The following is a 13,110-nucleotide window of genomic DNA, read 5'->3' as shown; positions in this document are numbered from 1 at the left end:
TGGATGACCAACGAGGCCCCCGAGCAACGTGATTGAGACGTCAGACATCTCGATCAACAGCCCGGGGGCCTCGCTCGTTGCGCTTCACGGCCCATCACCCGATCGGTGGCCAATTCGAAGAAGCTCAGTGAATAGCCGACCACTGTGCTTGACCGCACCGCAACCGCACCCCGAGCCCGCCTGGTGCGCGGACGCCAGCCGACCGGTGTGCAGTTGTCGGCCGGGTACGGAGTGCCGGTCGGTGTTCCGCGCGGTTGTCCAGTGGTGCCGCACGTTGACCTGTCCTGCGTTCTGCCGGCTACCGAGCCCCGCCATTTCGCCACATGGCTGGCTCTGCGTCAGGGTTGTCGGACAGAGCGATACCGGCGGTGATGCGTTTGCCGACCGGCTCGCGGTGTACCTCGAAACTCTGGACGACGGCCATGACGATCTCCAGGCCGTGCTGGCCGACCCGGCCGGGTTCCGCAGCCCGCGCCACCGGCAGGGACGAGTCGCTGTCCCACACCGACACTTCCACCCTGGCACCGGCAACACGGAGCTCCAACAGAGCGGGCCCGGGAGCGTACTTGCGGGCATTGGTCACCAGTTCACTGACCACCAGCTGCGCCACGTCCATGGCACGCGCGGAGACCGGCAGGCCGTGGTCGGCCCGCGCGCGGCTCAGGAAGTCGGCCGCCAGATCACGCGCCTGAGCGATGCAGGAGAAGTCCCCCTCCAGGGCTGCAGCGGTCTGCAGTGGAGTTGTGCCTCCCATCCCATCGCCCTCCCCCTCAGGCATGTCACCTCCTGCCATAGCCGAGGGGCGGTCAGGGAGTGGGTCGGTCAGGCGACCTCTGACCCTGCCCGCAGGGGACGCGCCGGCCCTCCCGGTCCGGAGCAGGACGGCTGGTGCGTGCGGCCCGGCTCGACGCAAGGCGGCGTACACCGCCGGCCAGGCACTCATCAGCGCCGCGAGCAGGGCAGCGGCAGAAACGACCAACAAAAGGACGCGGGCCCAGACCGCCGTGATGTGGACGGCGACCGTCGTGGCCAGTACGCAGAACAGCAGCCACGCTGCTGCCGTGAGCAGGCGCTGGTGCGGTCGTTGCTCTCTCATGCGCTGCCAACCCGGGCCGTGATGAATAGATGTCAGGGAGTCATCCTCAGCATGATCGACGTTTTCACACCATAGGGCGCCGGTAGACGGCTTTTACAGACCCCCTGTGAAGGGCTGGCGGAGCAACTGCTGGATTTCGCCCTGGCACCTGGTCCGCCTGCCCGCGCGGCGGCCGGCCCGACGGAGCACCGGCGGCTCGGGCTCCAGCGGTGGCGCTTCGACTACCCCGTCCGTGCCCGGCACGTCCCTGACGGCCCACGACGGCATCCGGCTCTCCGCTCAGCCGTGATGCCGGAGAGCCCTGCGAAGCCGCGACCGCTGCCGGGCATCCTGCTCGCCCTGCTCGTGCCCGCCCTGATGATGGCCTTCCTCTCTGCCATGGACGCGCTGGAGGATCTCCTCTTCCCCCCAGACTGCAACGGACGAGGTGAGACCACTGGCCGGAAACCAACTCGACAATGCGCTCGCGGGGGCACCCTCGTCCAAGGCGAGAACGGATGGTGCGGGGGTCACCTACCGCGTACCGGTCGCTCGACCCCCGCGGGCCTGGCAAGCCCCGGTGATGCTTCCAAACCATGCACCGCCGATGGAAGCAGCAACGGCGGTCCGATCAGATTGCGGGTGGCAGGTCCCGCACGCGCACCGTCCCATCGACGCTTCCGCTACCGGTGAGGGCCAGGGCGCGGCCGTCGATCACTGCTGTTGCGATCGCCCACACCGTGCTGCAGTGGCCCGGTGAAGGACTCGCCCACCCGGGGCAGGGCCGGGATGGCCGCTCATGCACGCGGTACGCGACGCGGACGGCCGCGGGTACTGGCACGTCAGATACGACTCCCCTCTCTGACTGGCCTTGAGGACTTCGTCAACGGCCCGTGCAATGTTCTGGGTTGTTCCACGCCGTACTCTCTCCCCTTGACCTTCTTGGCTACTACTCGGTCTCACATTTGGTGTCGAGGCTGGTCGCCGGCGTCGTTAGTCGGCGACTATGCCGCGGGCGCTGAGGACGTTCCGCAATTCCGGGCCCAGGAACTCGGAGCCGAGAACTCGCCGGAGGTTGGGAAGTAGCGCGAGGTCGTCGAGGGAACCGACGTCGAAGAGGTCGTCCTCGCCGTCCCAGACCGGGGCGCACTCTTGGTACACCTGGTTACCACCGTCCATGCACAGCTCCTCGACGTCGGCCAGGAGCTCGTCGCTGATCTCCAGTGTTTCGAAGAAGGTCCGCGCCTCGGGCACAACCTGGTGCGCGAGACCGTGCTGCTGGGCGTACTCCCAGGGGTCGTCGCCGAGCCCCTTCTCCTTCAAAAGGTCGGCGAGGCAGAACTGAGGCGTGAGCGTCTCATCGATGAACATCAGCTGCTCGACGACGATGAGCTTGAAATTGAAGTCCTTGAACGTGGCCATGCGCACAACCTAGACGACGCCACCGACATCAAGACCACCCCGCTCTGGCGACGGAGCGCACATGGGCAGGGAAGGTTCGGCAGCTGCCGAGGCAGAGCCATCCCGTTGACTGCTGGTCCGAAAACGGTCCGCGTGGAGGCGTTGCTCCCAGCGCGAGTGAACGTGTTAGCCACGCTCGGCGGTCGCCCGTCGGCGCGAAGGCCCTTCGACCGAGGGCGGCTGCCGCGTTGACGGTGGGTCGGCCTCGCGAGGATGTCGCACGGCGTTACAGGTCTCGCTCAAGGCGGTGGACAACTCGACAAGAAAGCCGTTCCTGCCCTCGTACTCGCCGTCTCACGGCACAGGTCCGCAGCCGTTCCTGGACGTTGGCGGTCCGTTCTCCTTCGACAGATCGTTCACACAAATCAATGTTCAAACATTGGCATGTTAGAAAGGCGTCATGGGTGTCGCCGATCGATTGGACCTGACCCTGCGGTTGGTGCAGGGCTCCGGCAGGTGTCCGTGTCCGAGCTCTCCCAGCGCATGGGGGTCTCGGAGATGACCGTGCGCCGTGACCTGGACGCTCTGGAGCGGCAGGGCCTGGTACGCCGGGTGCACGGCGGGGCGATAGCCGGCCGTCCCCGCGAGCAGGGGGCAGGGTTCGCCGCGCGGGAACAGTGGCAGACCGCCACCAAGGACCGTCTGGGTGAGGCCGTGGCGGCGATGGTGGAGCCCGGCACACGCGTGCTGCTGGACGCCGGGACCACCACCGTGCACGTCGCGGAACACCTCGCCGAACGCGCCCCGCTGACGGTCGCCGTACTGAGCCTGCAGACGGCGCTCGCCCTGGCGGACCGCCCGGGGATCGACCTCCTGGTCGTGGGCGGACGCTCCCGACCCGGGGAACGCTCGCTGGTGGGGCCGCCGGCGCTGCGCACGCTTGAGTCACTGAGTTTCGACTGCTTCGTGATGTCCATCGGCGGCGTGCACGCCGAGCACGGCTGGTCGGAGTTCTCCCTGGACGACGCGGCCGTCAAGCAGGTCGGGCTCGCCCAGTCCGCGTGCACGATCACCGTAGCGGACGCCACCAAACTCGGCGTGAGGGCCTTCAGCCAGGTCGCTGCGCTCGACGCCGCCGATCACTTCATCACCGACGCCGCCGCCGACGACCCGCAAACCCACCCCAACGGGCCGGCCACCCTCAAAGCCTGCGGCAGTCGGGTGTCGAGGCCCACCTGGTCTGACACCCCGACATCCACTTCTCACCGGGGAGCAGTTCTGTCCTACCGCAGCGCGCTCGCTGGTGATCCTGGTCGCCGGCCCGTACCGGTCGGGTACCGGCGACGACCCGCACAAGCTGGAGGCGAACGTCCGGGCCATGAACGAGGTCGCCCTGAAGCTCTTTCGCGCCGGTCACCTGGCAGTCACCGGTGAGGCCCTCGCCCTGCCGCTAGTGGAGACCGCCGGCGGTACCGGCCCCGGTGACGCGGCCTACGAGGAGATCTTCCACCCCGTCGCCGAGCAGTTGCTGGCCCGCTGCGACGCGGTGCTGCGGATCGGTGGCCCGTCCGAGGGCGCCGACCGGATGACCGCCCAGGCACGCGCCGGGGGCAAGGCCGTATACACCAGCCTCGACGACGTCCCGGCCGCCCGATGACCGCGGGCATCGACACCCCGGACCGGCGCGGCCTCACCGGCCTGGACCGGCATGGCCGCCGGCTGACCGGCAACCGCGGGTGCGGATCGTCGACGTCGAGGCCCTCTCCTGCGACTGGTACGTCTTACGCAAGACCACCTTCGACTACCAGCACAGGGACGGCCACTGGAGCCGCGAACAGCGCGAGACCTGCGCCCGCGGCGAAGGCGACGGCGACGGCGACGGCGACGGCGACGGCGACGGCGCCATCCTCCTCTACGACACCGACCGCGAAACCGTCCTGCTGCCCCGCCAGTTCCGCTTGCCCGCCTCCGTCAACGGGCTATCAGGCCACGCCCTCCTCGGTGACGCCGCGGGGCGTCGCAGAGGAGGGAGAGGACATCACCGTCGTGGACATGCCCTTCCGTGCCGCGCCGGCCATGATCAGCAGCGGCGAGATCGCCGACGCCAAGACCATCATGCTGCTGCAGTGGGCGGCCCTGCACGGCCCGTTCCGCATGGTGACGGACGCACAGCCCGTCCGCGGTGAGCGCTGCCTATTCCGGCAGCGTTGTCACACCAACCAGCTCAATTCAGGGGGAAGTTATGACCTACCGCGCCCATCTGCCCATGGCCGGCGCTCTCGCCACGGCGCTCCTAGCGGCCACGCCCGCCGTCGCGGCCGCGCCCGACGCCGCAGGGCCGTACACCTGGACCGTGGAAAAAGGCCACGTGCTCGCCTGCGCCGGAGAGAAGGGCGGGGTGCGGGTGAATATCGAACTCTACGAGAACTCCGCCTTCGGCACCCACGCTCAGGTGTCCGTGCAGACGGCACAGACCGAGTACCTGCGCGGCGGTGAGACGGACGGCGGCCTGTTCGACAACGGCACGATCTCCCGCCGACTGGTCGTCGTACCACGTGAAGAGACAGCCGAATCCTCACGGACAGTACTCATCAACGGCTCCTACGCAGCCGCCGGTCCACGCCAGTGGGTTCGCGAGGTATACGACGAGCCGTGGGGCCAGGTCGTCTCGAAGGGGTGGAAGACGCCTCTGTCGGCCGTTGTCGCCGTAAACGCGCTCGGACAGCAGGTCGACCTGACGTGCGAGACCGCCTTCGCCTACGACCTGAAGGTGCGCCGCCCCGCCGACAGCGGAAGCTGACCCAAAAAGAGGCCTATCTCCATGTGACGGCGCGTGTCGTCTGCTCAGCGACGCTCGGGGCGGCGATCGGCACATGAGCCACGAGCTTGACGCACCCTGCCACGCCTCCGGACCCTCAACGCCGGGGCCGCTGCCGCACACCGGCCCCGGCCCCGGCCCCGGCTCCCGGGTGCCCGGCGAATGTGATGTTCCCCGACCGGATATCCGTCCCCAGAACGAGGTGGACACTTCCATGAAGATCATCGATCTCGCCGCGCTCGGTGAGTCCTTCACCCGCGACCCCTATCCCGTGTACGGCCGATTACGGGCTCAGGGCCCGGTGCACCGCATCCGCATGCCCGAGGGCGGTACTCTTGCGTGGCTCGTCGTCGGAATACGAGGCCGGGCGTGCCGCACTGGCGGATGCCAGGCTGTCGAAGGACTGGAACAAGGCATCTCCGTCGCTGCCGCTGGGTGCCATCTATTCCGGCCCGCACACGCTCAGGGCCGACCCGCCGGACCACACGCGGTTGCGCAAACTCGTCGCCCGGGAGTTCACCTCGCGCCGGGTCGCGGAACTCTCCCCGCGCATCCAGAAGACCACCGACGCGCTGCTGGACCGGATGCTCACCGCACCCGACGGGCGCGCCGACCTCGTCGCAGCGCTGTCCTTCCCGCTGCCCATCTCCGTGATCTGTGAACTCCTCGGCGTCCCGGACCTGGACCGCGAGTCCTTCAGGACCTGGTCGAACCACGCCCTCGGCGCCACCGACCCCGAAGCGCGGAAGGCAGCGGCGACCTCGATGGCCCGCTACATGGCGGAGCTGGTCCAGGGCAAGCGGCAGCGGCCCGGCGACGACCTCATGAGCGCGCTTATCCACGGCACAGACGACGACGGCGACACGCTCTCCCACGACGAACTCCTCGGCATGGCCTGGCTGCTGCTTGTCGCCGGACACGAGACCACCGTGAACCTCATCTCCAACGGCGTCCTCGCCCTGCTCACCCACCCACAGCAACTGGCCGCCCTGCGCACGGACCTCTCCCCCGTCGACACCGCGGTCGAGGAGATGCTCCGCTACGAAGGCCCCCTGGAGACCCCCACCTACCGCTTCACCACCAAACCGGTCACGATCGGCGACACGCTCATCCCCGGAGGCGGCGAACTCGTCCTTGTCGCCCTGGCCGACGCCAACCGCGACCCGGCCCGCTTCCCCGCACCCGACCGCTTCGACATATCCCGCAACAGCCGCGGCCATCTGGCCTTCGGCCACGGCATTCACCACTGCCTGGGAGCACCCCTGGCCCGCCTGGAAGCACGCATCGCCGTCAGGACACTGCTGGAACGCTGCCCCGACCTGACCCTGGACATCCACCCCGCAGCGATCACCTGGCGCCCGGGAATGATGATCCGCGGCCCGCGCAGCCTGCCCGTACGGTTCACCCGGTAGGCGGCTGCACACACCGGCTGATCGATCCCAGCGCAGACCACCGGGTCGATCACCATCTGCTGGGCTTGGTGCACGCGGTGCACGCGGTGCATGGGCAAGGCCGTGGTCCGGTCTCGGAGAACGGTGGAGCCGAACCGGCTCCCCAAAGGCTGGTTAGGGCCCCCCGGATGCGGACGCGCCGTCGGGGCACGGGGCCGCCGCCCCCGCCCGTCCGGGCGGGGCGGCGGCCCATCCGTTTGCCGGCCAGCTGCGACGCGCCGGCAGCGCACCACCGGTTCCCCGAACAGCGCATACACGCTCACCTGGGCAGCTCACTCACCACGACGGACACCACCGCGAGGATCACGGTGATCACCGCGACACCGACCATCACCGCGCCTCCGTTCCACCCAGCAGCTGCTCCCTGCCCGGTCATGCCCGGCGGCATCGTTGTGATCATCCGACTCAAGGGGGGAGCCAGACTCCCCCGGCAACGCCGCAAAGGGTCGTGAGGAAGCCCGTGGCGCCGACGCGCAGCGCCCCGTACACGTACTCGTCGAGGTCGAAAGTCGTCAGCATGACCACCTTCACTGCCGCCAGTTGCTCGTTTTGGGCTATGCACCGAGCTGCTTCGAGGCCGTCCAGGGTGGGCATGCGGATGTCCATCAGCACCACGTCGGGGTAGGGCCCCAAGAGGCGGGTGCGGGTTGCAGGTGATGTGGTGGTGGCCGCACGAGGTCAAGGGCGTGTACCGACGAGGCTCATATGGTTTCGGATCGTCCCCAGCGCCCAACTGCACCCGCCATAGGCTTCGATGAAACTCGGCGGCTTGCCGGGTCTGCGTGCGGTTGAGGAACACAACCGAGCGGTGGAGGTCGGCGAGGCTGGTACCGAGCGTGGCTTTCCCCGGTCCGCAGCGCTTTCGCCGCGCCCCGGTCACCCCTCCGCCATTTGATCCTCCATGTGAGAGCAGGACGCGCCGCTGATGGCGGTGCAGCGCCAACGCGCCGACTGCCGCGCCTTCCTGAAGAGGTGCCGTACGCATTCTCGGCTTGCGCACAGCGACAGCTCAGGCTCTTGACAGACGCCGTCCCTACGCTCATGGACATGACCGGAAACCACAAAGACACCTCGATCACCAGGCGCCGCGCCCTCGCGGTGACCGGCGGCACGGTCACGGCCGGCGGCCTCGCGGTGGCCGGATACCAGGCGGCCTTCGCCGATGACGCGACGACGACCACCGCCGATGCCACCGCAAGCGCCTCGGCGACCTCCGCCGGCAGCGAGTGCATGACTCTGATGTCGAGTGTCACCGAGGGCCCGTACTACCTGGACGGTGCCCTGGTCCGTAAGGACATCACCGAGGGCAAGAGCGGTGTCCCGCTGACCCTGCGTCTCACCGTCGTCGACGCCATCGACGGCTGTACCCCGGTCCCCGGCGCGGCCGTGGAGATCTGGCACTGCGACGCCTGGGGCTACTACTCCGGCTACACCACCGCCAACCCCGGCGGCTCCGCGCCCGCGGAGAGCGAGGACGGTTCGACCGCCAACGACAACACCTATCTGCGCGGCTACCAGATCGCCAACGCCAACGGAGTCGTCAAGTTCGAGACGATCTTGCCGGGCTGGTACACCCCGCGCACCTGCCACATCCACCTGAAGGTGCACACGGGCGGTGAGAAGGAGGACGGCACCTACGAGGGCGGCAAGGTCAACTACACCGGCCAACTGTTCTTCGCCGACGACATCGCCGAGGAGATCTTCACGCTGGAGCCCTACTCGCAGCACTCCGGCAGCTACACCACCCTCGACAACGACATGGTGTACGACGGCGGCGGCGCCTCCAGCGGTCTGCTCACCCTCAAGGCCGTGCACAAGAAGGACCCCTCCAAGGGCTACAAGGGCTCCCTCACCCTTGGCGTCGACCCCGCCGCGGAGAACACCGGCGCGGGCAGCGGTGGGGGTGGCGGCGAGGGCGGTATGCCTCCGAGCGACGCCCCCACGGGCACGCCGCCGAGCGGCAGAGCCTCCCCGTCAGCCGCGGCGTCCTCCTGAGGGACGGCCATGACCAGCCGCGAGGACGAGGCATTGGCGCAGGCCGCCGTGACCGCGCTGACCGGACAGCTGGCGCTCGCCCCCAAGCCCGGCCTGCCCGATCCGCGCGACCTCGCCGCCCGTAGGACCCGGATGGACCACAGCGCCCTGCTCTGGTCTGCGAATGCGCTCGCGCCCGGCCTCGCGGCGATGGCCGCCGCGGCCCGCCGCACGGGCGAGCCCACTCCCCCGCTCCGTATGGAACTCGGAGCGATCGGCCGCGGCACCGAGCACTCGGTGGCCCTGGCCGGCGGCGGCCACCGAGGCGCCCTGTGGGTGCTCGGCCTGCTGGTCGCCGCTGCCGCCCTCGACCCGCGTGCCGGGACGAAGGACGTGGCCGCGTCCGCCAAGCACATCGCCGCCCACCCCGATCGCAGGGCCCCGCGACGGCCCTCGCGCGGCTCTTCGATCTCGGCGAAGTACGGCGCCGCCGGGGCGCGGGGCGAGGCAAGGGCCGGGTTCCCGCACGTCCAGCGGGCGTTGGACGCCCTCGCCGCGGCCCGCTCGGCTGGCGCCGACGAGAACGAGGCCCGCCTGGACGCCCTGCTCACCGTCATGTCCACCCTCCAGGACACCGAACTCCTGCACACCGCGGGCCCCATTGGTCTCCGGCACGTCCAGGCCGGCGCCCGCGGGGTCCTCGACACCGGCGGTACGGCGACGGAGGCCGGCCGCGAGGCCCTGCACGCCTTCGACGCCGGCCTGCACGCGCTCGAGTGGAGCCCGAGAGGGAGCGCGGGGCTGCTGGCGGGGGCGTTGTTCCTGGACTCGTCCCCGGCAGCCGTCGGTTCGAGGTCAGGCACCAGCATCAGTGCGCGACTACGGGCTGCCTGACTGGCCGTTTCAGGACCGAGGCGTGCGCGGTGGCGTCGGTGCTGGGAATGATGGAGGAGCGGGAAACGACCACCCGCGTGCGGGCGGAGGACCGCGGGAAGAAACCGCGCGGGTGGCTGAGGGGTTGGAGGCCGCGGAGACCGAGCTCGACCGGCGGGTGATCGTGCGGACGAACTGGTCGAGGCCCTGGCTGTGTTCGGGGGTGGACGGCGGTGGGCGCGGGCACGAACGCAGCGTCGAGGTCCTGCGCGAGCAGCGCGTCGAGGTTCGGTGTGCCGCCGCTCCCGCGGGACGGGCAGGCTGTCGGCGACGTGGTGGAGTGTCGTGGGAGTGCAGGTCGATCCCTGACTGCAGCCCGAGCACCGGCAGCCAGACCTTCTGCGCGGTGTCGCCGAGTCCCATGCAGCTGACGTTCATGGGGCTCTCCTGGGGTTGCTGTGGACGAGCCGGCTAGGTCGGTCCCGTCGGCATCCTCCTCGATCCCGACCCTCGCCTCGTCCTGCCGTCCCGGGGGCGCCGCACGGACGAGGGGCGTGTACGGGCTCAGACAGGTCGCTGGAGGTCGCCGTCGACTTCGTCCCCCGGTGCCCTCCGCCCGGTGGCACCAGCCCGCGTACCTGCACCGTGCCCGCCCACGGCGCAGAGCGGCCCCGGCCGACTCTCAAGAACGGCGAGCGCGCCTCGATCCCCGGCAGCGTTCGCGCCGCCTGACCGTCCTCCCTCTCAGGCGTCAGGCGTCAGGCGTCAGGCGTCAGCGGGTGGTGAGCATGCCTTCACGCAGTCGGGCAAGGGTGCGGGACAGGAGCCGGGAGACGTGCATCTGGGAGACGCCCAGGCGTTCGCCGATCTGGGCCTGGGTGAGTTCCTCGACGAACCGCATGTGGATGATCTGCCGGTCGCGCTCGTCGAGTTCCGCGATCAGCGGGGCGAGGGCGTGGAAGTCCTCCACCAGCTCCAGGTCCGAGTCCAGGGTGCCGATGAAGTCTTGCAACGCGCCTTCGCCGTCCTCGCTGCCGCTGATCGTGGCGTCCAGGGAGGCGGAGTTGTAGCCGTTGGCGGCCAGGCGGGCCTCGCGGACCTCGTCCTCGGGCAGGCTCATGAGCTCCGACAGCTCCTTCACCGTCGGGGTGCGGCCCAGTCGGCTGCGCAGTTCCTCGGTGGCGCGGGCCAGCTGGACGCGGGCTTCCTGCAGTCGTCGCGGGACGTGCACGGCCCAGGTGGTGTCGCGGAAGAACCGCTTGATCTCGCCCACGATGTAGGGGATGGCGAAGGACGTGAACTCCGCCTCCCGGGACAGCTCGAAGCGGTCGATCGCCTTGATCAGCCCGATCATGCCGACCTGGACGATGTCCTCCATCTCCTCCGGCCCGCGGCTGCGGAACCGGCCGGCCGCGAAGCGGACCAGGGACATGTTCATCTCGATCAGCGTGTTCCGCGCGTACTGGTACTCCGGGGTGCCCTCCTCCAGCACGGCCAGCTGCTGGAAGAACAGCTTCGAAAGTTCGCGGGCGTCCTTGGGCGCCACCCGGGACGGGTCAGCAACCTCCGGCAGCTCGACCGTCCGCATCTGCGCTGCCGCCATGCTCATGGGCGCCATGCCGTTCCCCTCTCCCAGTCCGATCCCGCCGCCGCGGCCGGCCGAAGCGGCCGACGACGCAGCGTCTACCCCCTCATTCCGCACCCACTCCTTCATGCGTCCGCCGGGTGCAGGGGGAATCGTCTCCACAAACCGCTCGAGTCTGCAGCACCTGGAACCCGGCGCCCGACAGAGCCGGTGGATCGCGGTGAGCACCCCCGATGGCCTGGTCCACTGTCGCTTGGGAGTCGATCGCATGCCGCAGCTGCGCGTTCTCCCGTTCCAGGCGGGCGTGCATGGCGTCGCCACGAGGGCCGTGGGGCGAGGGCCGTGGCACGCGGGATGTCGTCACGCTGGTCTCCATACAGGGGCAAGGCTTCCCTGTACGCCTACCCCCTACCGCGACAGCAAGCAGCCCAAGCGGTAACGCAGACCTCGCTGCGTGGAACTCGCCGGACGGCCGCGTCGTTGGCGCGGCGACAGCCGCCCACCGGCCCGGCGGTGGAGTGAACACTGTGGAGAATCCGGGTTCGGTGCCCGCAAGAGCAGTGGAGAAACCAGGGAAATCGACCGTGTGTTCTTGCATTGGCCGGGCACGAGGAGCGACGGAGGTTGATAACTATGGTTCCCCTTCTTCTCGTCCTTCTGCTGGCTCTGGTCCTCTTCGGCGCGGGCTTCGCGCTGAAGGCACTGTGGTGGATCGCCGTCATCGTGCTGGTCGTCTGGCTGCTGGGCTTCGTCATGCGCTCAGCGGACACGGGCGGTCGCAAGGGCCGTTGGTATCGCTGGTAACCCGCCACACAGCAACATGCCTGTGGGCTCCGGATGCATCCGGAGCCCACAGGCATGCCCCCCGCCTTGACCTCGCGGCCCTGCGCACCGACCTGGAGGTCCTGGAGTTGACCGCCGACCAGATCCGTCGGAGAGGCACGACGTTCGCCACAGTCGGAGACACCGCTCGTACCAGCCGCGCACGGCCGGGGCTCCGGCGTGCCCGGATGATGTGCACCGGCGCGGTCAGTGCGCACTGACCGCGCCGGGCGGATCCGGGATTGCGCACCAGATGCGCGCACCGCGGCGCGCCACTGAGCCCCCACCAACTTGAAGCGGGCGTGCAGGGCCCGTCTCAAGTGCGCGGCGGAGACGTGGTGGCCGCGGTGGGTCAGGGCGTCGCGTGTGCAGGACGGAGTGGATCGAATCCCGGCAGTGGCCGACTGCCCGGCCATCAGCCCGCACCTCCGACGCCCGAAGGGTGGCTGTACCCTCGCACGACTGCGCTCACCCTCTGGGGATCTCCTGACGTTCTCACTCACTTCCGCATCCACTACGTCAGCCACCCGCTTTCCCGGATTCGCATCAGGCCGCCTCGACCTCTGCCTCGAACTCGAGGGGCAGGTTGAGCTCGGTCTGCATCGTGAAGACCGCGTCATCAGAGACCTCAGCCGCTCCGGAGCGTCCGGCATCACATGCGCGTAGGTTTGATGGGTGATCCTCGGATCACGATGGCCGAGCCACTCGGCCATATCCGGCCGGGCTCGGTCTCTCAGTCCACGCAACGCCTCTGAGCCGATCATCCCCAGATGCCCGAGTCAACGGAGCGTAGTCAGCACCAAGTCAGCACGGGACAGGTGAGGACGGGTGATGACGTGGGCTTTTAGTCAGCACCAAACCAGCACGGGAGTCAGCACCGCACCGTCAAATCACCCTGACCTACGCGTCCCGGACGGCACTCGTCTCGACCGCCATCGAGCCCCTGCACCGCCGCCCATACGTCGGCATGGTGGCCACACGCATAGCCAACCCTCGAACTATGTTGCCCCGCCACATGTGCGCCTGACCTGCGGATTCCTACGGTATGGCGACACGAAAACGTCCCCGCCAACCGCCAGGAAGTGGTGCCGATGCCCTCCCCCGCAACCGC

At 69.2% G+C, this 13,110-nt stretch carries 10 protein-coding genes and 4 pseudogenes; 8 read left to right on the top strand and 6 right to left on the bottom strand.

Annotation, left to right across the window (positions count from 1 at the left end; translation table 11 throughout):
* Positions 1-298: 298 nt before the first annotated feature.
* Together C1J00_RS25570 and C1J00_RS25560 are read right to left on the bottom strand one after the other, a co-directional pair.
* Positions 299-778, bottom strand: coding sequence for an ATP-binding protein (locus tag C1J00_RS25570; protein WP_102911396.1), 480 nt, complete (start codon positions 776-778; stop codon positions 299-301).
* Between the two features lie 1,290 nt (positions 779-2,068).
* On the bottom strand, positions 2,069-2,497 hold the full coding sequence (locus C1J00_RS25560; RefSeq protein ID WP_102911394.1) for a DUF6892 domain-containing protein: 429 nt from the start codon (positions 2,495-2,497) through the stop codon (positions 2,069-2,071).
* Between the two features lie 501 nt (positions 2,498-2,998).
* Here C1J00_RS25560 and C1J00_RS25555 point away from each other — a divergent pair.
* From C1J00_RS25555 to C1J00_RS25535, 5 genes and pseudogenes are all read left to right on the top strand, one after another.
* Positions 2,999-3,910: a DeoR/GlpR family DNA-binding transcription regulator gene (locus C1J00_RS25555; RefSeq protein WP_245936500.1), complete on the top strand. Its 912-nt coding sequence runs from the start codon at positions 2,999-3,001 to the stop codon at positions 3,908-3,910.
* On the top strand, positions 3,855-4,133 hold the full coding sequence (locus C1J00_RS25550) for a DUF4406 domain-containing protein (RefSeq protein WP_245936499.1): 279 nt from the start codon (positions 3,855-3,857) through the stop codon (positions 4,131-4,133). The genes C1J00_RS25555 and C1J00_RS25550 overlap by 56 nt, the downstream gene beginning before the upstream one ends.
* Positions 4,130-4,633 (top strand): annotated as a pseudogene (locus C1J00_RS47020) (NUDIX hydrolase); the annotation flags it as partial. The gene C1J00_RS25550 and the pseudogene C1J00_RS47020, both read left to right, overlap by 4 nt.
* Before the next feature lie 85 nt (positions 4,634-4,718).
* The gene (locus C1J00_RS25540) at positions 4,719-5,276 is read left to right on the top strand and encodes a hypothetical protein (RefSeq protein ID WP_180989691.1); all 558 of its coding nucleotides are present in this window, start codon (positions 4,719-4,721) and stop codon (positions 5,274-5,276) included.
* Positions 5,277-5,508: 232 nt separating this feature from the next.
* Positions 5,509-6,706 (top strand): annotated as a pseudogene (locus C1J00_RS25535) (cytochrome P450 family protein).
* Between the two features lie 298 nt (positions 6,707-7,004).
* On the opposite strand, the gene C1J00_RS45460 reads toward C1J00_RS25535, so the two are convergent.
* Both C1J00_RS45460 and C1J00_RS25530 read right to left on the bottom strand, forming a co-directional pair.
* A complete protein-coding gene (locus C1J00_RS45460; RefSeq protein ID WP_180989690.1) occupies positions 7,005-7,145 on the bottom strand; it encodes a hypothetical protein in 141 nt (46 codons plus the stop codon).
* A 50-nt stretch (positions 7,146-7,195) separates the two neighbouring features.
* Positions 7,196-7,366 (bottom strand): annotated as a pseudogene (locus C1J00_RS25530) (response regulator); the annotation flags it as partial.
* Between the two features lie 426 nt (positions 7,367-7,792).
* Here C1J00_RS25530 and C1J00_RS25525 point away from each other — a divergent pair.
* On the top strand, positions 7,793-8,740 hold the full coding sequence (locus C1J00_RS25525) for an intradiol ring-cleavage dioxygenase (RefSeq protein WP_245936498.1): 948 nt from the start codon (positions 7,793-7,795) through the stop codon (positions 8,738-8,740).
* Positions 8,741-8,749: 9 nt separating this feature from the next.
* Positions 8,750-9,613 (top strand): triphosphoribosyl-dephospho-CoA synthase, encoded by an 864-nt coding sequence (locus C1J00_RS25520; RefSeq protein WP_102911391.1) that lies wholly within the window; start codon positions 8,750-8,752, stop codon positions 9,611-9,613.
* 199 nt (positions 9,614-9,812) lie between these two features.
* Here C1J00_RS25520 and C1J00_RS47015 read toward each other — a convergent pair.
* Positions 9,813-10,030 (bottom strand): annotated as a pseudogene (locus C1J00_RS47015) (gfo/Idh/MocA family oxidoreductase); the annotation flags it as partial.
* A gap of 334 nt (positions 10,031-10,364) precedes the next feature.
* The gene (locus C1J00_RS25510; RefSeq protein WP_102911390.1) at positions 10,365-11,210 is read right to left on the bottom strand and encodes an RNA polymerase sigma factor SigF; all 846 of its coding nucleotides are present in this window, start codon (positions 11,208-11,210) and stop codon (positions 10,365-10,367) included.
* 600 nt (positions 11,211-11,810) lie between these two features.
* Here C1J00_RS25510 and C1J00_RS25505 point away from each other — a divergent pair.
* On the top strand, positions 11,811-11,981 hold the full coding sequence (locus C1J00_RS25505) for a DUF5670 family protein (protein WP_102911389.1): 171 nt from the start codon (positions 11,811-11,813) through the stop codon (positions 11,979-11,981).
* Positions 11,982-13,110: the final 1,129 nt, after the last annotated feature.

The organism is Streptomyces cahuitamycinicus (assembly GCF_002891435.1).
Lineage (GTDB): Bacteria > Actinomycetota > Actinomycetes > Streptomycetales > Streptomycetaceae > Streptomyces > Streptomyces cahuitamycinicus.
The sequence above is the reverse complement of the archived record's forward strand: the minus strand, read 5'-3'. Positions and strand labels throughout refer to the sequence as shown.

Bases quoted from the DNA above. Each gene is read 5' to 3' on its own strand.
- C1J00_RS25550 (WP_245936499.1), top strand. From the start codon at position 3,855: ATGAACGAGGTCGCCCTGAAGCTCTTTCGCGCCGGTCACCTGGCAGTC.
- C1J00_RS25570 (WP_102911396.1), bottom strand. From the start codon at position 778: ATGCCTGAGGGGGAGGGCGATGGGATGGGAGGCACAACTCCACTGCAG.
- C1J00_RS25525 (WP_245936498.1), top strand. From the start codon at position 7,793: ATGACCGGAAACCACAAAGACACCTCGATCACCAGGCGCCGCGCCCTC.
- C1J00_RS45460 (WP_180989690.1), bottom strand. From the start codon at position 7,145: ATGATCACAACGATGCCGCCGGGCATGACCGGGCAGGGAGCAGCTGCT.
- C1J00_RS25510 (WP_102911390.1), bottom strand. From the start codon at position 11,210: ATGGCGCCCATGAGCATGGCGGCAGCGCAGATGCGGACGGTCGAGCTG.
- C1J00_RS25505 (WP_102911389.1), top strand. From the start codon at position 11,811: ATGGTTCCCCTTCTTCTCGTCCTTCTGCTGGCTCTGGTCCTCTTCGGC.
- C1J00_RS25560 (WP_102911394.1), bottom strand. From the start codon at position 2,497: ATGGCCACGTTCAAGGACTTCAATTTCAAGCTCATCGTCGTCGAGCAG.
- C1J00_RS25520 (WP_102911391.1), top strand. From the start codon at position 8,750: ATGACCAGCCGCGAGGACGAGGCATTGGCGCAGGCCGCCGTGACCGCG.
- C1J00_RS25540 (WP_180989691.1), top strand. From the start codon at position 4,719: ATGACCTACCGCGCCCATCTGCCCATGGCCGGCGCTCTCGCCACGGCG.